The organism is Streptomyces sp. NPDC058579 (assembly GCF_042718575.1).
Taxonomy (GTDB): domain Bacteria; phylum Actinomycetota; class Actinomycetes; order Streptomycetales; family Streptomycetaceae; genus Streptomyces.
Genome location: NZ_JBHXPI010000002.1, coordinates 533123 through 555810 on the forward strand (window position 1 = coordinate 533123; position 22688 = coordinate 555810).

Genomic DNA, 22688 nt, shown 5'->3' on the forward strand with positions numbered 1-22688 from the left:
GGGAGCGGGTCCCGGACGTCAGTCCCGCATCCGCCGGGGCGCGACGCACAGCCCCCAGATGACGAGGGCGTCGATCGCGATGAACAACAAGGCCCACCACGGCGTGTACGGGAGCCACATGAAGTTGGCGATCATGCTGAGACCGGCCAGCCCCACGCCGACGACCCTGGCCCATGTGGCGCCCTTGAACACGGCGATGCCGGTGAGCACGATCAGAATGCCCAGGATGAGGTGGATCCACCCCCAGCCGGTGAGGTTGAGCTCGTAGACGTAGTTACGCGTGGCCAGGAACACGTCGTCCTTGGCGATGGCCGAAATGCCTCCGAGCAGCGTCATGATCCCGCTGAAGATCATGATGACGGCCGCGAACACCAGCCAACCGCTGCTGTACGTGTCCTCTCGCCGACCGGGTGAGCTCGCGTGGGTCGTCATGCCAGGCTCCTCCATGTCGTCCGGCCGATCCGCCGAGGCGTCTCCGTCCGGTGGACCACATACTCCAATCTGACCCCTGTCGCCCTCCGGGCGCACGTCGGCAAGGCGAGACCGGCCGGTGCCGCCGCGACCTCCAGCGCGACTGGAAGGCCACCTCCGCACGTCAGCGGCACGGGGGTCGCACCGGACGACGCCCACCGGGGGGCGTCGTGTTCCGTCCGGAATCCCACGATTCACCGCTGACAAGCCTTTGCCATGGCGAGGACTTGCCGTCATGAAGCCTTCACGACGTCGTTCACCGGTCGACAGACCCATGGCATGGACTCCCCCTCTCACGCTTTCGCCTTCCGGCGCACGCGCCGGCGGCTGATCTCGGCAGCCATCGCGGTACCCCTGCTGGCGTCGGGCCTCGCGGTTCCGCAGGCACCCGCACAAGCCGCTGCGGACGCCGTGCCCGCGGCGTGGCGAGCGCTGACCACCTGTATGTGAAGGCCGTGGCCGACGCCTGGCTGCGCGCTCGCGGCGCGCAGGCCGGCTTCGATTTCGTCCAGCCGAACGGGGGTGCCGATCGGCACCGAGGCGTTCGCACGGCCCACCGAGTGGTTCGCCCTGGACGAATGCGAGATCAGCGAGGGGGGTCTGTCCACACCGGCAGTCGAGCGGATCGTCCAGGCCCGCAGTGCGCCTCCTCCCACCCGATGGTCCCCGGGAAGGAAGCAGGAGGCACCGGCGCGGGACGTCCAGGCGCAGGAGCTGCTGCGCCGGCTGCTGCAAGCCGGGGTGGTCAGTCGGAGTCGTCCCGCGGGGCCGGGGCGCGGCCCGGTGGGTCGGCGGAGGCGAGCAGGTTCAGCACGGTGGCCTCCATGGCGTGCCGCGCCTGTTCGGCGTCGAGTCCCGTGGACCGCCAGTGGTGCCAGGCGCCCCACGTGGTCACCGCGTCCAACCCGTCGGCCAGGTCCCTGTGCTGCCGGGCCGGGAGCCGGTCGAGTTCTTCGGCGAGCACAGCCTCCAAGCGCTCGCGGGCATCGCGGAAGGCGTCCGCGGTGACCTGACGGATCCGTTCCGAGGGGTTGTCCATGCGGATCATCGCCAGACGGGCCGGGGTGATCCATTCGAGGATCCGGGAGCGCTGCTCGACCAGCGCCGCGACCCGCGCCTCCCGCGGCCCTTCGGTGGGCAACGGCCTTATCTGCGCCGCGAGTTGTTCCAGCCGGCGGGTGATGGCGGTGTCCATGAGCTGGGCCATGTCGGCGAAGTGGTGGAACACCGAGCGGCGCGAGACACCGGCGTACTCGGCGACCCGGTCGGCGGGGAACTCCGTCATGCCCTCGTCGAGCAGGGCGAGCAGCGCGTCGGCGATCTTCTCGCGGGTCTGCCGGCCGCGCTCGGTCCGGCCGTCCTTGGTCCCGGCGGGTGACAAGCCGGGCCGCCGGCTTTCCCGCACACCCTGCTCCGGCTCTTGTCCCCGCCTTTGCCGGTCCCGCTCCTCACCCTGCCGTTCCACCTGGGCTCCTCTCTCCGATTGACATTATTGCACTCCTAGTGCAACCGTAAATCTGCACTCAGAGTGCAACTTCATTAGTGGATCCGTGGAGGGGTACGCAGCACGATGTTCTTTGCCCTGGGCCGATGGTGCGCCCGCAGACCCGTACGCGTCCTCGCCGTGTGGGCGGCCGTGGTGATCGCCGTGGTGGCAGCCGTGGCCCTGCACGGCCGCGTCACCACCGAGGCCGTGGTCATCCCCGGCAGCGACAGCCAGGCGGCCCGGGACGCCGCCGAGACCCTCCCCGGACCCGCGTCCGGCAATCAGCCGATCGTCCTGCATACGACGCCGGACGGCCCGGAGTTGACCTCCGCGACCGCGCGGCGGGCGGTGGAGGCGGCCGCGGCCGACGTGGCCGCGGCGGACCATGTGGTCGCCGTCGCCACGCCGTACGGGCCCTCGGGCGGCGCGGCCATGAGCGCGGACGGGCACACCGCCTACCTGTCCGTCGGCTTGGACGTGACGGGGCGTGACATCACCCCGGAGATCAGCGAGGCCGTGCTCTCGGCCGCGGAACCCGCGCGCCGGGCGGGTATCGAGGTCACGGCAGGAGGCGACCTCGCTGCGGCCGTCGACAAGCGGTCCACCGCGCACAGTGAGCTGATCGGTCTCGCGGCGGCCGCAGTGATCCTCTTCCTCGCACTGCGCCGAATCCTCGCGGCAGGGCTGCCCCTGCTGGTGGGGGTCCTCGGGCTGGTGGTCTCGCTGTCGGTGATCGGGCTGGTGGGGCACCTCCTCGACATGCCCTCGTCCGGGGCCACCATCGCGGCGATGATCGGCCTCGGCGTGGGTATCGACTACACCCTGTTCTGTCTCACGCGCTTCCGTGGACTCCTGGCGCAGGGTCACGAGGTGCCGGAGGCGGTCGGGCACACCACAGCGAGCGCCGGCAAGGCCGCCGCTTTCGCCGGCGGCGCGGTGGCGGCGGCGCTGGCCGGGCTGGCGCTCGGCGGGCTGCCGCTGCTGTATGCCCTGGCGCTGGCCCCCGGCATCGCCGTACTCGTCGCGGTCCTGGCCGCCTTGACTCTGCTCCCGGCCCTGCTCGCCCTGCTGGGCCACCGCCTGGGTCACCGCACGGGCGGACGCCGCGAGGGCAGGCGGGCGCAGGCGAGGCCCGCGGCCACAAGGCCCGCGCCGGACCCGGCGGATCCGACCGCTTCGCCGGCCGTTCGCTCCGCGCCAACCGGCGCCGAGCACGTCGAGGACGACATCGAGGACAGCGAGGGCGCCGCCGACGTCACCGAGCCTGCGCACGCGCGTGCGCGGCGGTTTGCCGCGCACGTGGCCGACCGGCCCTGGCGCTACCTGCTCGCGAGCCTGGTCCTGCTGGCCGTCCTGGCAGCGCCGGCCGCCCGGTTGACGTTCGGCCAACTCGACGCGGGCGACAAGGCGGCCGGCACGGCGAGCCGCACCGCGTACGAGCAGCTGGCCGAGGCCTTCGGACCGGGCGCGAACGGCCCGGTCCAGGTGACCGAGACCCTGCCCACCGCGGCGGAGGGCCCCTCCGATCACCGCGTCGCCCCGGTCACCGAGGCCCTCGCGCGGACCCCCGGGATCGAGGCGGTCGGCCCGGCACGCATCGGCCCGGACGGCCGTACCGTCCTCTGGCAGGTCACCCCCACCACCGGTCCCGGCGACCGGCGGACCGTCGCCCTCGTTGAGCAGCTGCGCGGGACCACCCTGCCCGAGGCCACCGCGGGTACGGGGGCCGCCACCCACGTAGGCGGGCCCACGGCCGCCCAGGCAGACCTGAACGCCCGGCTCGCGGACCGGATGCCGGCGATCATCGCCACCGTCGTCCTGGTCGCCGGGCTGCTGCTCCTGCTCGCCTTCCGCGCGCCCGTGGTCGCGGCCAAGGCGGCCGCCATGAACCTGATCTCGGTCGCGGCCTCGTACGGCGTGCTGACCGCGGTGTTCCAGTGGGGATGGGGGGCCGACCTGCTCGGCCTCGACGGGCCGGTGCCGATCCCGGGCTACGTCCCGCTGCTGATGTTCGCCGTGCTGTTCGGGCTCTCCATGGACTACGAGGTGTTCCTGCTGACTTCCGTGCGCGAGTCCTACCTGCGACACCGCGACAACCGGCGCGCGGTCGTGGACGGGCTGACCGGTACGGCCGGGATCATCAGCTCGGCCGCGCTGATCATGCTCTGCGTGTTCCTGAGCTATCTGCTGTCCGAAGACCCGGTGGTCAAGATGTTCGGGATCGGACTGGCCGCGGCGGTGGCCCTGGACGCCACCGTCGTCCGCGGCCTCCTCGTCCCGACCAGCATGGTGCTGCTCGGGTCGCGCAACTGGTGGCTGCCGGCGTGGCTCGACCGGATCCTGCCGCGCGTGGACATAGAGGGCACCCCCACGCCCGCCCCGCGCGCTCGCGCCTGCACGGCGAAGCCCGCGGCCCAACCGTCCGAGGCCGACGCCGGTTCCCGAGCCGACCGCCTTCCCGCACCCTGATCCGCCCGCGTCGCGACCGAACCCCCGATCCTCAACCCCGACCGGACCACCTCCGCCACCCCACCCCACCCCGCCCCTACTCCGACCCGACCCCGAGGTACCGATCCATGCCGTTCCGCACCCCGCCCGCGCCCGCGTCCCCACCCGCCTCCGAGCGCCGGAACCTACGCAGGGGCCGCACTGGCCGCCCGAGCCGCCCGTACCGGCGGATGGCGGCCGTGACCGTCCTCGTGGGCGCCCTCCTGCTCACGGCCGACGCCCTGGCCCGCCAGCTCGGCGAAGAGCGGTTCGCCGACCGGATCGCCGCCCGCCAGGGCGGTGGTCTGACCTCGCCGGATGTCACCATCGACGGCCATCCGTTCCTGCTGCACGCCGCCCGGGGGCACCATCCCGAGGTCCGGGTCACGGGAGATGCCCGAACGCCCGACGGCATCCCCGTCAAGGCCGAAGTCGACCTCCACCGGGTGTCCGAACAGCTCGGCGGTTACGCGGCGGACTCGGTCGACGCCACGTTCACCGCATCGTTCGACGCGCTCGGCACGGCCGGCGACCGGGAGATGCGGCTCTCCGACGCCGGCGGCGGCCGGCTGCGGATCGAGAGCGGCGTGCTGGGTATGCCCCTGGTCATCACGGCCGAACCCCGCCTCGACGCGGGCGTCGTCACCCTGCACGCGGACAGCGCAACCCTGGCTGGCCGCACGCTCGATCCAACCGCCCGCGCCATCGCGGGGGCCCTGTCCCGCGAGCACCGGCAACTGCCGCCGCTCCCGCTGGGCATGAGGCCCACCGAGGTCACCGTAGGCCCGGACGGAATCACCGCCCACGCCGAGGCCCGCTGGGTGAACCTCACTTGACCCACCGGTTGGTGCGGCCCTTGGCCTCGCAGATCAGCCGTTCCTCGCCGCGTACGGCTTCCAGGTCGGTCCAGCGGTCGGTCGGATCGACGGGTGTCCAGCCTTTGGCCAGTAGCCACGTTCGGAAGGTGTCGGTGACCCGGTCCTCGTCACCTTCGCGGGCCAGGATCTTCTTCAGTGCCGCGAGGTCGGCCTCTTGGCTGCGGCGCAGTCGGCCGCGGCCGTCCGCATCCAGGTCGGCAGCCGCAGCCCGTATGCTGGAGGCGACGGCTCCGGCATACCAGCAGGGCCGAGCGACCGGACTTGGGGGCCCGATTGCGCGATGTCATCTATCTGTCCGTGGGCAAGCTCCAGCAGTTCCTGCCGGAGCCGCGCCGCGCGCCCCGCGCTGGGGCGGTGCGCCTGTCTACACCGTTCGGCGTCGGGGTCGACGTAGACGCGCAGGCCGCCGACAGCGAGCAGGGACGGATGCGGCATCTGCAGCAGGTGCAGAAGCATCTGGAGGGGTCGGCGCTCTGGTACGAGGAGCCTGGCCTCCGCCCCGGCGTGTGGGTGCAGTTCGAGGCGCCCATGCGCTGCGTCACGCTCCGCGGTGCCTACCGGGACCTCCTGCTCTTCGTCGACTCAGGGCCGGGCTCCGGCGGTGGCGGAGGCGCCGGCTGCCGTCTGTTGCTGCACGGCTCCGCCCAACACCTGCTGGGCTGGACGCCCCAGCTCACCGACGGCCCCACGCTGAACGAGATCGGCGGCGGCGACAGCGTCGGCTCCGTCTTCCTCACGAGGGCCGGACAGGTTGTCGAGGCGCTCTCCCCGAACTCCGATCCCGGCGCCGCCGCGCCCGCCGACGCGGCCTCGGCGTCACCCCTGGCCCCCGCCTTGAGCGCCGCGGGCATCCGTGACCTGCTGCGCGCCCTCGATGTCGGCCAGGAGGAGATCGACACCACCGCCCCGATGACCGGATACGCCCGCGTCACGGCACTGCTCCCCGAGCGGGACGGAGCACCTCGCTGTCTCGTGGCGAGCCCGCTCACGGTGGAGTACGTCGGAGAGACCCCCTGACCGGGGCGCCGACCGAAGAGGAGACGTCGATGCACGACGAGGGGTACCCCGTAGCGGTCCAGCAGCTCCGTGCCGCGCTGAGCCGGGAGTTCGGGGGCCTGATCGGCATGACGGACTTCCCGTCCGCTGTGCCTGATCCTTCGCGCGAGCGTGCCTTCCTCTCGCGGGCCCTGGCCGCCAAAGCCGTCTCCGTTCTCACGGACCGCGACCCGGACGAGGCCGCCGCGGCCGTCATCGACGGCGCCGGTGACATGGGCATCGACGCCGTCGCCTTCTCCATCGCCACTCCCGAACTGTGGCTCATCCAGGCCAAGTGGAGCGACCACGGAACGGCGGGGATCTCCGCCGACGACACCGACCGCCTGATTCATGGCCTGCGCCTGCTGACGAATCTGCGTCACAGAGACTCCAACGCCAGGTTTCAGCACCTCGCGGCCAGGGTCGACGACGTGCTCGCCTCCCCCGATTGCCGCATTCACCTGGTCCTTGCGGTGACGGGTGACGGACGACTGGCTCCTGCCGCCGAGACCGCCCTCACGCGTTCCGTCGCCGAGTTCAACGACTTCGGTGAGCTCGTGGACTTCCGCTCCCTCGCGCTCGCCGACTTCCACGCCGCGGTCCGCCAGGACGTCTCCCCGAATCGGTTCTCCGTGACCGCGACCATGGCCGACGGCTGGGTCGCCATGCACCACCCGTACGAGACCTACATGGGCGCGATCGCGGCGGACGAACTGGCCGGATGGTACGAGCAGCACGGCGAGCGGCTGTACGAGGGCAATGTTCGCCGCTACCTGGGCATGACGAAGGTGAACCAGGAGCTGGTGGGCAGCCTGATCAGCGATCCCGACCACTTCTGGTACTTCAACAACGGCGTCACCGTCGTATGCGACGACGTCCGGCCCCACTACTTCGCCCGCCGCACGGCCGGTCAGCCGGTGCGGCTGGAACTGACCAACGCCCAGATCGTCAACGGCGCGCAGACCGCCGCCTCGGCCTACCACGCCTTCCGGCAGGCCCCCGAGGCCACCGCGCAGGCCCGTGTCATGCTCCGCGTCATGTGCGTCAAGGACGCTCCGGACGGGCTCGCACGAAGCATCGCCAAGGCCAGCAACACACAGAACCACGTCGAGCCACGGGACTTCGTCGCCCTCGCCCCGGAACAGGCGCTGATCCGCGATGACTTCGCCCACACCCTGGGGAAGTCGTACGTCTACAAGCGCGGTGAACTCGACCCGTCACCGGCCAGCGGCTGCTCGATCGTCGAAGCCGCGACCGCTCTCGCCTGCGCCCACCGGGACGCGGGCCTCGTCGCACGCGTGCGGGCGGACCACGACCACCTCTGGCGCTCCGGACCGGACGGCGCGTACACCAAGCTCTTCGGCCGCCGCCCCACCGCACTCCAGATCTGGCGTTCGGTCCAGTTGACCCGTGCGATCGGCCAGGCATTGGAGGACACGTCCGACACCCTCTCCGGCCGCGACCGGGCCTTGACCGGCACCGGGTCGCTGCTGCTCAACCACATCGCCTTCCGGCTCGTCGGCGACGACGACATCGACGAGCCGGGGGACGCCTGGCAAAGCAGGGCCAACGCCGTCGCGGGGCGGATGGGCACGATCGTCCCTCTGCTGACGAGACTGCTGGCCGACATCTACGGTGAGCGCGCCCTTCTCTCCAGGGTCTTCAGCGACGCGGGCAGGTGCCGACAGATCACGGCGGCAGCGCTGGACACACTCGCTGCGGAGGGCCTTTCCAACTCGCCGGTTCTCACCTCTCCGGACCACCGCTTGCGCCCGTCCCGACGACGACCGAGCAGCGTGCGCCTGCTCGTCGACCACAGGCGGATCAAGGACGGCGCGCGACTCGTCTTCCGCACCACCACACGCCCGGAGGAGCAGGCGCTCGGCGAGTGGCTCGGCGAGGATCCGCGCCGCTATCTCGCCACCTGGGTCAATGACGCGGGTGCGCCCCTGATCTGGGCGGTGGACGGCGCTCGCTACTCCCCGAGCGGACTGGTGATGCGCATCTGGCAGGAGGCCGAGTGGGCCGAGGCTCCCGTGGCGGTGCAAGGACCCCGGTGCTGGGTCCTGCCCGGGGAAGGCACGCTCGTCGAGCTCGCCGAGGAACTCGTGGCCGACGGCGCGGCCGGATCGGGCGATGACGTCCGTGGATCGTGACATCGGGGTCCTGGGGGTCCTCGACGACCGCTACGAACTGCGCACGCGACTCGGCGTCGGCGCCATGGGGCAGGTCTGGCAGGCGTACGACCGGGAGCTGCGCCGCCCCGTCGCCGTCAAGCTCATCCATCCGCACCATCTCCCCGCCACCGGCGACCGCACGGCCGCCGACGAGCTGATCGAGCGCTTCCGCCGGGAGGCCCGGATCGTCGCGGGCTTTCGCCATCCCGGCCTCCCGGTGCTCTTCGACGCGCGCCTCGGACGCGATGCGGAGCATGTCTACATGGTGATGGAGCTCGTCCTCGGCGACACCCTCGAATCCGTGCTGAGGCACGGACAGCCGCTCACAGAGGCGCAGGTGGTCGACATCGCCCTGCAGCTCTGCGACATCCTCACGCACACCCATGCCCTCCCAGTGATCCACCGGGACCTCAAGCCGGCGAACATCATGGTGTCGCCCAGCGGCCGGATCACCGTGCTCGACTTCGGGGTGGCGGCGACGTTCAAGGGCGCTGCCCGAACCAGCCGGCGGCTGACGAGCGACCGCCAGGTTCTCGGCACCGTCGGATACCTGGCCCCCGAGCAGATCGTGAAGTCCGGGCTCATCGTCCCGCAGACCGACCTGTACGCCATGGGCTGCATCCTCTACGAACTCCTCACCGGAGAGCCGCCCTTCACCGACGTGCTGAACGCGCTCCTCCACGAGCCTCCGGTCCCGCTGTCGATGCTGCGCCCCGAGATCCACCCCATCCTGGACGCCGTCGTCACCGAGACGCTGGCCAAGCGCCAGGACGAGCGCCCCTCGTCCGCACGGGCCGTCCTCGACCGGCTGCTTCCCCTCCAGCCCGGTGCGGAGCCCACCTCCGCCGCCTCTGTCTCGCCAGCCGGCCCCGGCGCCGTGCCGGTACCGGTTCCCGAGCGCTTCAGTCACGCCCAGGCCCTCTTCGACGACGGAGACCTCGGTCAAGCCCTGCCCGCCTACACGGCCCTCGCGGAGGAACTCGGCAGGGCCGGCCCCCAGCACGCGGACCAGGCGGCCCAGTGCCGGGCTCACGCCGCCCACTGCCGCATGGGCCTCGGGCACCTCCACGAGGCGCACAAGCAGTACCGTGCTCTGCTCGACGAACTGGCACCCGTCCGCCCGTCCGACGACCCCCTTCTGCTGGAGGTTCGGCTCCACGCCGGAACTCTTCTGGTCAACCTGGGCGACTACGGCGCGGCGACGATCGAACTCACCGACCTTCACCAGTTCCTGCTGTCCCTGCCCAGGGAGCAGTACCGCCAGGAGCTGCTGGTGGTGAGCCAGCATCTGGACCGGATCAGGCGGGGTTACGCCGGCTGATGGAGGCCCGCCCCACGACGGCTGCCTCTCTGGTCCCGCGCCCGAAGGCGGCGCACCGCCCTGGGGACCGGTCGGGGACAGCCCAGCGGGGCCCGGCCGAATCGGCCGGGCCCCGCTGGGGTCGAGAGGGTGTGTCGCGTCAGCCGATGGTGAGTTTGTTCTTCCAGCCGACGCCGTCGCTGTTGCCGATGATTTCGATGCCGCTGCCTGCCATCTCCCCTCGGCTGCCGGCGTAGAAGCGGACCGCGCCGTCTACGCGGAGGGTCCAGATGTCGGGGATGCCGTCGCCGTTGGCGTCCGGGGTGCCGTGGAAGAGACGGATGTTGGTGCGGCCCCAGCCTGAGGCGCCGTACTGGGCGTCTACCCCGGTCGCGGAGTTGGCGGCGGATGCCAGGGACAGGATGTCGACGCCGCTGCCGTCGGCGTCCTTCTTGCCGGTGCGGAGCAGGAGGCGGGCGGAGACGTCGGTTCGGTAGATCATGTCCGTTACGCCGTCGCCCGTGATGTCCTGGACCGTGACGATGTCGCGTTCCAGCCAGGGCGAGCTGGACAGCTGGACGGCCTTCTCGATGCTCGCGCCGTTGTAGCCGACGAAGGCCCACAGCGCGTCGCCGACCTTCAGGAAGAAGTCCGTCTTGCCGTCGCCCGTGGCGTCCCCGGCGGAGACGATCTGGGTGATGGTGTCCGGTGCCGGCGCGTTCGACGGCAGCAGGATCTCCTGCCGCTTGTCGATGTTCACGCCGCCGTACCCGTCGCCCGGGTACACCCACAGCTTGCCCTCACGGCGGGCGACGAGGTCCTGGAGACCGTCGCCGCCGTAGACGTCACCGAGGTGGGTGATCAGGGTGTTCTTCCAGTAGCCCGACGGCGCCGAGATGTACTGCGGGAGGCCGTCGTCGCCGTTCGGGTCCTTCGCGGGGTTGCCGCGGTAGGAGCCCGACATGGAGTAGTCCAGGTCGCCCGTGCCCTTGATCAGGTCGGTGGTGGCCTCCGACGGGTAGAGCCGCAGGTTGCCGTTGCCGTCCACGACCATCAGGTCGGGCAGCTTGTCACCGGTGAAGTCACCGGGGTGGTCCGCCTGGTCCCGAGGGGTCACGTAGAAGAGGTACTTCGTCGGCTGCGACGGGTTGCCCGCGTCGTCGACCGCCCGTACGTAGAGCACGTTCGGCCCCGCGAGCGGAGGCTTGACGTTGTTCACGGTGGTCGTCGTGGTGACGGGCGCACCGTTCGTCCGCGGTGCCGAGAACGGGTACGACGCCTGGTTGAAGCCGTACTCGAACTTCACCACGTCCGTCTGGGCCGCCTTGAAGACGAAGGAACCGGCCGTGCCGAACTTCACCGTGCTCCACTTGGAGTCCTCGGAGTCGTTCTCGAAGCCGTTGTCCTTGGCATCGGCGTCCGGGAACTGCGCCGAGGAGGCCGTCGGCGACGACGGCTTCGAGTTGTCGAAGACGAAGCGGCACGGTGTCTTCGTGTGCGAGTACGGCGAGGTCGCGCCGAACTTGTCGACCGCCTTGGCCCGCCACGAGTACGTGGTCCCGTTCTTCAGGCCGCTGGTGGAGAAGGGATCGGTGTGGACCTTCGCCGAGCCGGTCTGGCTGCCGACCGACACCTTGCCCTTGCTGCCGAGCAGGTTGGTGGTGCTGCCTCCGGTCGGCCACAGCTCGAAGTGGACCGACTGGAGGTTGCTGTCCTTGTCGGTGCTGTTCGCCCAGAGGGTGATCGAGGACGCGCCCACGTTGAGGTACGGGGACGTGGTGTCGCAGCGCACCGCGTTCGGGTCGAGGACCAGGCTGGTCGGGGTCGTCGGCGGACGGTTGTACGACAGGTCGACGAACGGGTCCTGGCCGCCGTTCGCCTGGAACTTCTTCCAGGAGTACTGCGACCCCTCGTCCGAGGCCTTGAAACCGATGGTCATCGTCTTCCAGCCGCCGTCGACGGCCTTCTTCGCCGAGGACTTGACGTCGAACGCCACCCATTCGTCGGGGCAGGAGGAGGACTTCCAGCCGTGCGCGAAGCTGCCGCCGCCGATCTTGTTGCCGCTGTTCATGGACGGCGCGCTCTTCCAGTTCGTCTTGGAACTGATCGTGCCGGTCAGATGCACGGTCATGCTGCGCGCGCTGCACGACCACGAGTACGTCTCCAGGGCGCGCAGCTTGGCGCTGTGCACCGTGGAACCCTTCAGGTCGGGGTCCCAGTCGATGCTGAAGAACGACCGTGAGGTGCCCCAGGTGTCGGACTCGTAGCCGACGCGGGCCTCGTGCGTGCCGCCCTTGTTGAAGTTCTTGCCGTTGTAGAAGCTCGCGTTCGGGTGGCGGCTGTAGGCCGTCGTCCAGTCGTTCGTGTGCTTCTTGATCGACGGGTCGACGAAGACCGGGTACACCGTGCCGGGGTCGTTCAGGAAGTCCTGGTCCGGGGTCATCACCCAGTCCGAGCCCTCCAGGTCCGTCCCGACCAGCGTGCCCTTGGAGTCGGGCTGGGGGCCGTTCACTCCGGGCAGCGACAGCGTCGCCGCCGCACCCGTCTGCGACGGCTCGGGCGTCGGCTCCGCCGGCACGGGCGGCGCGGAACCCTCGATCTCACCGATCACGGACGGGTCGGCGGCCTCGTTGGTCGCCTCCGGCAGCACCTCGTTGAACGTGTCGCCCTGGTCGCCGTCGTTCATGCTGTCCGTCGGCTCGGCCGAAGCGGTCGGTGTCTCCTCCGGCTCACCGGACGGAACGGGCGACTCCGAGGGGATCACCTCGGGGGCGGTGGGGGAGGCGCTGGTGCCGCCCCCGCCGTCGGTGGACGTGGGCGTGCCCGCGCTGTCCCACATCAGCGGCGTGGGGGACTCGGCGATGTCCTGGCCCCCGGTGTCGGTGGCGGAGACGACGCCCGTGGTCGGGTCCAGCTTGAAGCTGAGGTCCGGCGAGGAAAGCCCGTACGCGAGTCGGGCGACGCGCGGGTCGGCCGCGGCCTGACGGTTCTTCACCACCAGGAGCTGGGCGAAGCCGCCGTCATCGGCGGTGAGGACGAGGTCGGCGCCGGGCAGGATCTCCGGATAGAGCGCCCTGGAGCCGTCGATGATCGGGGTGGGTACGGCGTCGGGCCAGGTCACCACGATGTCGTGGCCGTTGACGGTGAGGGTGGCGAGAACATTGCCCGTGGCCGTGGTCGCCATGGGCGCGCCGGCCACCGTTCCCGGCAGCAGCGAGACGCGCTGCGCACCGGCCCGTGACGCGCGGTCGTCCGCCTCGCCCTGTGCGCCCTCGCCCTGCGCGCTCTTGCCTTGCGCGCCCTCGCCCTGCGCGGCCCTGGCCTTCGAGCCTGCCGAGAAGACGACGCCCACGTTGGTGGCCTTCGTCGCCCAGCCGGCGTCGACCCGCTTCAGGTCGGTGTCGATGGCCTTCCAGACCCCGTCGACCTTGGCGCGGATCGGGCTGGCGTGGATCCGCCGCTGCATCAGGCCGTCCGGCCTGGCCCACGTCGTCGAGTACGCCGTGCGCATCGCGGTGGCCTCGACGGCCTTGCCGGTCTTCCGGGCCAGCGCCCCGGCGTCGGACTCGCTCAGCGGAGCGCTGTTCCTGGTGCGCGGGGCCGCGTCGCCCCGGCGGTCCTCGGGACCGCTGTCGAGACCGACGTACGTGAGGCCCGAGGCCACGACGACGGCTGCCGCCACGGCCGCGACCGGTCGACGCCCGGGCACGCGGCGCCATCTGCTCGTCATGAGCGAGGTTCCTTCCCCCTCGAGAACCGGCTTACGGCAGACGGCCGACCGGGCTCCTGTGGCTGGTCACGCGGGCACGGCGGTGCGCGCACCGGCGTGACGGATGCCTGCAGATCATGGCTTACGGGGGATCAGTCGTCACGCGGCGGCCACGAATTCTCCACACGGAGCCGGACGCTTTTCTTCGGGCGAGGACGGTCGCGCCGCCGGGACAGGGGAGTAATCGGCCGTAGACGAAGCGGGTATTCCTGCCCGTTATCCGGAGGAAATGCGCGCGGTATTGCCGCAGTTGATGCTCCTTCATCCCCTTGGGCGGGCAACAGCGCTTTACCTCGTTGACATGGTGGTTGAAGGGCTCTTGAGCGGGTTGTGAACGGGGAATTCCGATTCGGCCGATGTATGGCTGTGATCATCACCACGTGAACACTTTCCGCCTGGTCTTTACGCGCAACTCACACACAGAATGACCGCGTTCACTGGCCTCACCTGCGGTCCGCCCAGGCGCCGCTTCATGTCGTCCGGGGGGACCTCACCCGTGCCTGCTTTCCTGTCCGCGCGCCGAAGGCGCCTGCGTGCCGCGGTGGTTCCGGCCGTCGGTGCCGCGCTGCTGCTCACGCTCCTGCCGACGCAGGCCGCCGCCCTGCCGCCCGATCCGGCCAAGGACGAGGTGCCCCGCGAGGAACTCGTCCTGGAGAACCTCCCCGAGGAGAAGCCGGTCGACGGGGCGACCCGTAACGCCGGCCTCGGCACGATCGCGGCCGAGCCGCCGCCCGCCCACGACGAGGCTCCGGCGGGCACCGCGACCCCGCCGGCCGGCGGCACGGCCGCCGTGACCTTCGGCAGCCCCGCCCCGCAGCAGGCCTCCTCCACCTCCGGCAACACCGCTGTACGGCAGGCCGCGTTCACCACCGGCAGCACCACCCGCAGCACGACCGCCAGCGCCACAGGCACCACCGCCACCACCACCACCGCCAGCTCCACCGCCCCAGCCGCCCTCGAGCCCGTCGGCACCCTGCCCGTGAAGCTCGGCCAGGCACCCGGCGCCGCGACGCCCACCGGCACCTGGCAGGTCGGCGTCTACCCGCGCACCGCGCCCGAGGCCGACAGCGTCGACGGCGCGGTCGTCACCGTGACCGCGCCCTCCACCGGCTCCGTCCCGGTCTCCGTGCAGCTCGACTACAAGGCGTACCAGAACCTGTACGGCGCCGACTGGGCCTCCCGGCTGACGTTCGTCCAGTTCCCGGAGTGCTACCTGACCACCCCGGACGTCGAGGAGTGCCGTACCTACGACGAGCTGGAGACGGTCAACGACACCAAGACCAAGACCATCACGGCCACGGTCGACACCGCCGCCGACGGCACCGTCACCCCGGCCGTCGCCCCGCGCGCCACGACCCCGCCGTCGGGCGTCTTCCAGGCCTCCTACGTCCGCTCCACAGGCGTACGGCAGGTCGCCGACGGCGGCGACAGGGCCGTCGTCGGCGCCGTCGACTCGGGCATGGGCGAGGGCGGCTCCTTCCGGGCCACGCCCCTGATCTCCAACGGCAAGTGGGAGGCCGGAACCTCCTCCGGCGCGTTCAGCTGGTCGTACCCGCTCGACGTGCCGTCGGCGCCGGCCGGTCCGTCGCCGGAGATCTCCTTCGACTACAACTCGCAGGCGGTGGACGGCAGGACCGCCTCCTCCTCCCCGCAGACCTCCTGGCTCGGCGAGGGCTGGGACTACGACCCCGGCCACATCGAGCGCCGCTACCGCACCTGCAAGGACGACCGCGAGGCGACCTCGGCCGGTGAGCCGAACAACACGGCGAAGAAGGCCAAGACCTCCGACCTGTGCTGGGTCTCGTACAACGCCGTCATGTCCCACCAGGGCCGTACGCTCGAACTGGTCCGTGAAGGCACCGGCAACACCTACCGCCCCCAGCACGACGACGGCACCCGCGTCGAGCTGAAGACCGGCGGCACCAACGGGGACAACAACGGCGAGTACTGGGTCGTCACCGCGACCGACGGCACCCAGTACTTCTACGGCCTGAACAAGATCGGTGACGGTCACGCCGACACCCAGTCGGTGTTCACCGTGCCCGTCTTCGGCAACCACCCCGGCGAGCCGTGCCACGCCGAGACCTTCGCGGCCTCCCGCTGCAACGACGACGCCACCAAGCAGCAGGCCTGGCACTGGGGCCTGGACAAGGTGATCGACGTCCACGGCAACGTGATGATCGTCAACTGGCACAAGTCGACGAACTACTACGCCGTCAACAAGAAGTTCAAGACCCCGGAGAAGTACGACCGCGGCGGCCTACCGGACTCCATCGAGTACGGTCTGCGCGCGGGCGCGCTGGGCGCGGAGCCCGCGGCCAAGATCGACTTCCTGCTGTGGCAGCGGTGCGTGCAGGACGACACGGTCTGCGCCTCCGAGAAGTTCGACGACACCAAGAACCCCGCCTCCTACCGCCCCTGGTGGGACAGCCCCGGCAACCTCAACTGCAAGGCCGGCTCGAAGCTGTGCCCGGGCTTCCCCTCCTTCTGGAACCGGCTGCGGCTCGGCGGGATCACCACCTACGCCCACCGCCCCGGCACCACGGGCCTGGCCAAGGTCGACACCTATCTGCTCAACCACTCGTTCCCCCGCGACTGGTACGACACCGCGCCCGGACTTTGGCTGAACGCCGTCACCCGCTACGGCTTCAAGCCCGGCGACACCAGCGGCACCCTGCTGTCGAAGGCCGGCGTCAGCTTCAAGCCGTACGTCGTCGGCACCGGCACCGCCCATCCGCTGAGCGGCTACCTGAAGGACAAGCAGCTCCCCAACCTCGTACCCCGCAGCAGCTCCGACGCGCGCCCCGGCTTCACCCGCCCGCGCATCGGCACCGTCTCCACCGAGCACGGCGGTGACGTCGAGGTCACGTACAAGGGCGGCTGCAAGGTCCAGCCAAGTGTCGCGCCCGAGGACAACCACGGCACCTGCTTCCCGCTGCGCTGGTCCCCCGACGGTGAGGTGGAGAAGCCGGCCCTCGCCTGGTTCAACAAGTACGTCGTGCACACCGTGACCGAGACCGACCGCATCACCGGTGTCTCCGACCGGATCACCCACCGCTACGACTACGCCGACGCGGCCTGGACCAAGAGCGACGACGAGTTCACCAAGCCCGCCCTGCGCACCTACAGCGAGTGGCGCGGCTACCGGCAGGTCTCCACGGTCAAGGGCAGCAAGAACGTTCCCGCCACGGGCAGCCCGCAGACCCAGTCCCGTTCCGTCGTGCGGTACTTCCGCGGCGCGGGCGGTGCGGTCAAGGACTCCAAGGACGCCGTCACCCTCGTGGCGGACGACGCCGCCCAGTACGCCGGCATGCCCGCCGAGACGATCGTGTACGACGGATCCGGCGGCCGGGTCGTCAAGCGCACCCTGACGTTCCCCTGGTCCGAGGAGACCGCCTCGCGCACCCGCGACGGCGGCCTGTCACCCCTCAAGGCGTACCGCGCCGGCGTGAAGCGTTCGGACGCGATCCAGTACGTCGGATCCAGCTGGCAGGCGGTCCGTACGGAGACGGAGGCGGACCCCGACACGGGCATCCCCGTCCAGATGCAGACGGCCGTCGTGAAGCCGAACGGCACGGGCGAGACGCTCAGCGACTACAACTGCACCACGACCACGCTGGCCCAGAACACCACGGCCCACATCATCGGCGCCCCGACGGCCACCCGTAAGACGGCGACCTCGTGCGCGAGCCAGGCGTCCGCCGACCCGGCGACCCAGCTGATCAGCTCGGTCCGGATCTCGTACGACGACCAGGCGTGGGGCGCCCCGCCGCTCAAGGGCCTCGTCACCTCCGCCGCCGAGATCGACGGCGCGGGCACCTCGCACTCCGTCGTCACCACGACGACGTACGACCCGCTGGGCCGCACCCGCAAGGTGACCGAGCCGACGGTCGGCACCACCGAGACCCAGTACACCCCCGGCGACACGGGCGGTCCGGTCACCGGCGTCAAGGTCATCAACCCCAAGGGGCACGCGACCGTCCGCACCTTCGACCCGGGCCGCGGCTCGGAACTCACCGTCACCGACCCCAACGGCAAGGTCGTCAGGACCGAGTACGACGCCTTCGGGCGGCTCGTCAAGGGCTGGTCGACGGGCCGTTCCTCGGGCACGCAGACGCCTGACGTCATGATCGGCTACCAGATGGCCGAGACCACCCCGACGGTCACCAGGCCGACGGCCGTGATCGCCCAGAGCCTCAAGGACGACGGCACCTACGCCAAGCAGGTCACCGTCTACGACGGCATGATGCGCGCCGTCCAGACCCAGCGCGAGGCCCACGGCCCCGGCCGGATCATCACCGACACCCGCTACAACGACCACGGCCTGGTCGGCGAGCAGACCGGTGCGTACGTCGCGAAGGGAGAGCCGGAGGCCGCCCAGTTCAAGCGGGTGTCCGACGGGCTCGTCCCGAGCCTGGTCCGTACCCGCTACGACGGTCTGGAGCGACCGGTCCGGGCGACGACCTACCACAGCGGCGACACCGCGTTCTGGTCGACGACCACCTACGGCGACACCAACACCTACAGCCGGCCCTCCGGCGGCGCCGCGCCGGCCACCAACACCTGGACCGACGCCCGCGGCCGGATCACCCTGATCCAGCACTACACGAACAGCGCGAGCAGCCGCTGGCGCGACACCCGCTACGGCTACGACGCCCGCGGCAACCGCGACAAGGTCACCGACCCGGCGGGCAACGTCTGGACCTACACCCATGACGCCCGCGGCCGGATCACCTCCGCCACGGACCCGGACACCGGGGACATCTCCTACGGCTACGACAGCGCGGACCGCCAGACCAGCGTGACCGACCTCCGGGGCGCGATCCACACCTCGTACGACCAGTTGGGCCGCGTCGTCGCGGTCCGCGAGGGCACGACGGGCTCGGCGCCCGTCAAGGAGTACACCTACGACGACATCGCCGGCGGCATCGGACAGCGGACCTCCGCGATCCGTCATGACGCGAGCGGCGACTACATCAGCCGCGTCACCGGATTCGACGCGCGCTACCAGCCCACCGGCCGCCAGGTGGTGATCCCCGCCAACTCCATGACCACCGGCGTCTCCGGCACGTACGGCTACGCGTACAGCTACACCCCGACGGGCAAGCCGCTGTCGGTGACGCTGCCGGCCGCGGGCGGTCTCGCCCAGGAGAAGGTCATCACCCGCTACAACAGCGACGGCCTCGCCGAGACCACCTCCGGGGACACCTGGTACACCTCGGACATCACCTACTCGCCCTACGGGGAGCCGCTGCGCACGGTCACAGGACCGCAGCCCTACCGCGTGTGGACGACCAACTTCGTCGACCAGCACACCGGACGCGTCCAGCGCACGGTGGCGGACCGCGAGACCGTGAACTCCCACCGGATCTCCGACAGCACCTACGCGTACGACGTCGCGGGCAACATCAGCGGCTTCGCCCGTAAGCTGACCGACGGCGCGGTCACGACGAGGGACACCCAGTGCTTCACCTATGACGCGATGGGCGAGCTCACCCAGGCCTGGACGTCCAACCTCACGCCGCAGGGCGACGGCACGGGCTGCAAGGCGGCGAACGGCGCCGCCTGGGGGCCGCGCACGGACGGCTGGCCCTCCAGCGGTCCGGTGGCCGAGGCCCCCGACCAGGTGACCGACGGCGAGAGCCCGGACAGCGTGCTGACGGCCTCGCTCGCCGCCGGAGCCCCCGCCACCGGGACCGTCGACACCGGCACCACCTCCTACTGGCAGTCGTTCCGGTTCGACCTGATCGGCAACCGGGCCTCGCTCGTGGAGCACAACACCAAGGACGCGACCAAGGACGTCACGTTCACCTACGGGTACGGCAAGACCGTCACGGGCAACGGGACCTCCCCGTCGTACACGGCCCAGCCCCACACACTGTCCTGGGTCTCGACGGCCCCGGCAGGCGGCGGCAGCTCGTACGTCAACGACGCCTACGGCAACACCACCAAGCGCGACCTCGCCACCACCACGCAGGATCTGACGTGGACGCGCGAGAACAAGCTCGCGACGCTCACCGAAGACGGTGTCACGACGAAGTACGTCTACGACGCCGACGGCAACCGCATCCTGGAGAACAGCCCCGCCGGCAGCGTGCTCAACGTGGACGGCGCCGAACTGACCACCGCCGCAGGGAAGATCACCCGCGCGACGCGGGGCTACGCCCAGCAGGGCGCGCCCACGGTCGTCCGGTCCACGGTGAACGGCGCCACCACCGGCCACAAGCTCACGGTGCTGCTCTCCGACCACCTCGGCACCGCCACCACGGCGATCGAGCAGACCACCAACCAGCCCATCACCCGCAGGGCCTTCAAGCCCTACGGCGAGGTGCGCGGACCGAAGCCGGCCTGGGTCGACAGGCGGTCGTACCTGGGCGTCGGCATCGACGACCCGAGCGGCCTCACCCACATCGGGGCGCGTGAGTACGACGCGTCCACCGGCCGCTTCATCTCCGCGGACCCCGTGGTGGACCTGTCCGACCCGCTCCAGATGAACGGGTACGCGTACAGCAACAACAGCCCCATCACCAACAGCGACCCGACCGGCCTGTTCTTCTTCGGCCTCTTCATGAACATCAAGAAGATGTTCATGCAGCTCACCGGCATCGGGCTGCACGCCAACCCGGGTCTGAAGAAGCCGGTCGCCAAGGCTCCGGTGGTGAAGCACGAGGGCTTCCAGAAGATCCTGAACTCCATCTACCTCCGGGAGGTCAAGCCCGGGGCGAAGATCACCGGTGACGGCAAGGCCGGCACGGCGTTCATCCACGAGCTGAACTACGGCAAGCCCGTCAACGGCAGATGGCACGTCCCGAAGGTCCCCGACTTGATAACGCGTCTGTCCAACCTCCTGGAGGCGGACCGCAAGGCGCGGTTGAAGGGCGGCAAGGGTGTGCTCACCGACTCCGAGCTCAGGCTCGCCAGGGCCGAGTCGAAAGAGCTCTGGCACGCCGTGAACCTCAGGGACATCGACGGCAGGATGACGGCGCACGTGAAGGCGAACCCGGCGAAGGAGAAGAGCCTCATCGCCAGCCGCAAGACCGCCGTGAGCGCCGAGGCCATGTCGGACATCACCGGCCAGAAGTTCGAGGTCGATCCGAAGGACCAATCGCGCAACCCGAAGCCGAAGGCCACGGGCAACCCGAGCAGAGTGGGCGGCTTCATGAAGTCGTTCGGCATCGCCGGCGGCGCGCTGACCGGCGTGGGCGGGGCGGCCGGGAACATCAAGGAACACGGAGTGAAGGACGGTCTGAAGGAGACGTTCGAGGATATGGTCGACCCACTGGGGGTGGAGGACGCGATGAACGCCGATCCGTGTGCCAACCCCGCCGCCTGTATCGCGTAAGGGAATCGAGCACGTGGTGACGGAACCGATCGCATCGCGCACGTTTCTCGGGGAGATGCTGGAGAGCTTCCCCGAGATGCGTGAGCCGGTCGAGGAGAAGGTCCGGGCGGCCGTCGAGCTGACCGGCGACCCGGAGGACGGGGACACGGTCAGGACGGACGTGTACGGCCGTCTCTGGGACCTGTTCAACGACGTGCTGCGGCCGGCGCTCGCGGCGGAGCAGGGTCCCGAGCGGTCGGAGGTGCTGCGGCGCTCCTTCTCCTTCCTGGAGAGGGTCGCCGCCTCACCCGAGCCCGTCGTACGGGAGTTCCTCGGCGGCCTGACCGGCGACTACCTGATCGGCGAGGACGGCCCGGTCTCCTACGCCCACGCGGGGCCGGAGGTCCGCGCCGTCATGGTCCGCGCCTGCGAGGACTGGGGCATGCCGGTCCCGGCCGACTGGACGTCTTCGTAGAGCAGGAACTGAAGAAGGGCCCGCACCTCCGACGAGGTGCGGGCCCTTCCCGCTGTCCGTGCACGGTCGTCAGCCACCGCCCTCCCGCAGCCAGGCCAGCTTCTCCTCGGCGGCCCGCTGGCGGGGATGGCCCGGGCCGTAGATGCGCACGTAGTCGCGGACGCAGCGGTCGAGCAGAGCGGCCGCCTCGGCGTGCCGTCCCACGTCGATCAGTACGTTGGCGAGGTTGTCCCGGGTCGACACGGTGACCGGGTGGTCCTCGCCGTTCAGGGCGACCCGGCCGGCCAGGACCTCCCGCAGGACGGGGACGGCGTCCTCGTAGCGCTCCATGGCGTGGAGAACGGCCGCCAGGTTGTTGCGTGCGACGAAGGTGGTTTCGTCGTGGGGTCCCACGGTCGACTCGAAGGACCGGATGACGGCACGGAGCTGCGCCTCCGCCTCGGTATGGCGGTTCAGCCGGACCAGTACGGCACCGAGATTGGCCCGCGCCGCCGCGGTGCGCTCGTGGTCGGGCCCGTAGCGCTGCTCAAGGCGTGGCACGAGGCGGCGCAACGCCCGCTCGGACTCCTTGTGGCGGCCGCACTTGAGCAAGGAGGCGGCGTGGGAGTTGGCGGCGGTCAGCACGTCCGGGTGGTCGGGGCCGAGCAGCTTGGTGCGTCGCTCCAGGACGTCCCGCTGCAGCGGTTCGGCCTCGGGAGCGCGCCTGAGGTCCTCCAGGACGGAGGCGAGACCGGCCGCGCTGCGCAGGGTGTCGAGGTGATCGCGTCCCAGGGTCTCCGACTGGCCGCGGAAGGTGTCGCGCCAGGCCGATTCGGCGAGGCGCAGCTGTCCGGTCCGGTGGAGGACGTCCGCGAGTTCGGCCGAGGTGCGGAGGTACTCCTCGTGGCGGTCGCCGAGAACGGTCCACTGGCCCCGGGCCACCTGCTGGTAGTACGACACCGCGTCCTCGCCGCGACCGGGGGTCGCCGCGAGGACCCGGGCCAGCTCCCGCACCGCGTCGAGCGCCTCCGGGTGCTCGGGGCCGAGGCGCTCGACGACGGCCCGGGCACGCATGGTGTGCAACTCCTCGGGGGAGATCGCGATCCGCGCGATCTCCTGCTCCGGACTGCCTTTCGTCACCTCCGTGAGGGTGATGTGCCAGGCACCCGCCGCCGAGGCCTGCCCCTGCCCCTGTTCCTGTTCCTGATCCTGGGCCTGCTCCTGGTACCGGCGCCCGTCCGCACCGTTCCCCGAGTCCCCTTCTGCGGCCTTGCGCCGCCACCACCGGCTCATCGCGACTGTCTCCTCCT

At 70.7% G+C, this 22688-nt stretch carries 11 protein-coding genes; 7 read left to right on the forward strand and 4 right to left on the reverse strand.

Going from position 1 to position 22688, the window contains the following annotated elements:
- Window positions 1-18 precede the first annotated feature (18 nt).
- Both ACFWRO_RS05225 and ACFWRO_RS05230 read right to left on the reverse strand, forming a co-directional pair.
- The gene (locus ACFWRO_RS05225) at window positions 19-432 is read right to left on the reverse strand and encodes a hypothetical protein (protein WP_384504448.1); all 414 of its coding nucleotides are present in this window, start codon (window positions 430-432) and stop codon (window positions 19-21) included.
- Between the two features lie 784 nt (window positions 433-1216).
- Window positions 1217-1852 carry a TetR/AcrR family transcriptional regulator gene (locus ACFWRO_RS05230; protein ID WP_384504449.1) on the reverse strand — a complete coding sequence of 212 codons (636 nt, stop codon included), beginning with the start codon at window positions 1850-1852 and terminating at the stop codon, window positions 1217-1219.
- A gap of 189 nt (window positions 1853-2041) precedes the next feature.
- Here ACFWRO_RS05230 and ACFWRO_RS05235 point away from each other — a divergent pair, with 189 nt between their 5' ends.
- From ACFWRO_RS05235 to ACFWRO_RS05255, 5 genes are all read left to right on the forward strand, one after another.
- Window positions 2042-4426 carry an MMPL family transporter gene (locus ACFWRO_RS05235; protein WP_384504451.1) on the forward strand — a complete coding sequence of 795 codons (2385 nt, stop codon included), beginning with the start codon at window positions 2042-2044 and terminating at the stop codon, window positions 4424-4426.
- A 218-nt stretch (window positions 4427-4644) separates the two neighbouring features.
- Window positions 4645-5280 carry a DUF2993 domain-containing protein gene (locus ACFWRO_RS05240; protein ID WP_384504453.1) on the forward strand — a complete coding sequence of 212 codons (636 nt, stop codon included), beginning with the start codon at window positions 4645-4647 and terminating at the stop codon, window positions 5278-5280.
- Window positions 5281-5595: 315 nt separating this feature from the next.
- A complete protein-coding gene (locus tag ACFWRO_RS05245) occupies window positions 5596-6339 on the forward strand; it encodes an SAVMC3_10250 family protein (RefSeq protein WP_384504455.1) in 744 nt (247 codons plus the stop codon).
- Window positions 6340-6368: 29 nt separating this feature from the next.
- Window positions 6369-8513, forward strand: a complete 2145-nt coding sequence (locus ACFWRO_RS05250) for an AIPR family protein (protein WP_384504456.1) — start codon at window positions 6369-6371, stop codon at window positions 8511-8513.
- The gene (locus ACFWRO_RS05255; protein WP_384504458.1) at window positions 8494-9855 is read left to right on the forward strand and encodes a serine/threonine-protein kinase; all 1362 of its coding nucleotides are present in this window, start codon (window positions 8494-8496) and stop codon (window positions 9853-9855) included. Before ACFWRO_RS05250 ends, ACFWRO_RS05255 begins: the two co-directional genes overlap by 20 nt.
- Before the next feature lie 139 nt (window positions 9856-9994).
- On the opposite strand, the gene ACFWRO_RS05260 is transcribed toward ACFWRO_RS05255, so the two are convergent.
- Window positions 9995-13564, reverse strand: coding sequence for a DNRLRE domain-containing protein (locus ACFWRO_RS05260; RefSeq protein WP_384504459.1), 3570 nt, complete (start codon window positions 13562-13564; stop codon window positions 9995-9997).
- Between the two features lie 535 nt (window positions 13565-14099).
- Here ACFWRO_RS05260 and ACFWRO_RS05265 point away from each other — a divergent pair.
- Window positions 14100-20945: an RHS repeat-associated core domain-containing protein gene (locus ACFWRO_RS05265; protein ID WP_384504460.1), complete on the forward strand. Its 6846-nt coding sequence runs from the start codon at window positions 14100-14102 to the stop codon at window positions 20943-20945.
- 16 nt (window positions 20946-20961) lie between these two features.
- The gene (locus ACFWRO_RS05270; RefSeq protein ID WP_384504461.1) at window positions 20962-21399 is read left to right on the forward strand and encodes a hypothetical protein; all 438 of its coding nucleotides are present in this window, start codon (window positions 20962-20964) and stop codon (window positions 21397-21399) included.
- A 69-nt stretch (window positions 21400-21468) separates the two neighbouring features.
- On the opposite strand, the gene ACFWRO_RS05275 is transcribed toward ACFWRO_RS05270, so the two are convergent.
- Window positions 21469-22671 (reverse strand): tetratricopeptide repeat protein, encoded by a 1203-nt coding sequence (locus ACFWRO_RS05275; RefSeq protein WP_384504462.1) that lies wholly within the window; start codon window positions 22669-22671, stop codon window positions 21469-21471.
- Window positions 22672-22688 lie beyond the last annotated feature (17 nt).

Bases quoted from the DNA above. Each gene is read 5' to 3' on its own strand.
- ACFWRO_RS05225 (WP_384504448.1), bottom strand. From the start codon at position 432: ATGACGACCCACGCGAGCTCACCCGGTCGGCGAGAGGACACGTACAGC.
- ACFWRO_RS05235 (WP_384504451.1), top strand. From the start codon at position 2,042: ATGTTCTTTGCCCTGGGCCGATGGTGCGCCCGCAGACCCGTACGCGTC.
- ACFWRO_RS05250 (WP_384504456.1), top strand. From the start codon at position 6,369: ATGCACGACGAGGGGTACCCCGTAGCGGTCCAGCAGCTCCGTGCCGCG.
- ACFWRO_RS05255 (WP_384504458.1), top strand. From the start codon at position 8,494: ATGACGTCCGTGGATCGTGACATCGGGGTCCTGGGGGTCCTCGACGAC.
- ACFWRO_RS05260 (WP_384504459.1), bottom strand. From the start codon at position 13,564: ATGACGAGCAGATGGCGCCGCGTGCCCGGGCGTCGACCGGTCGCGGCC.
- ACFWRO_RS05275 (WP_384504462.1), bottom strand. From the start codon at position 22,671: ATGAGCCGGTGGTGGCGGCGCAAGGCCGCAGAAGGGGACTCGGGGAAC.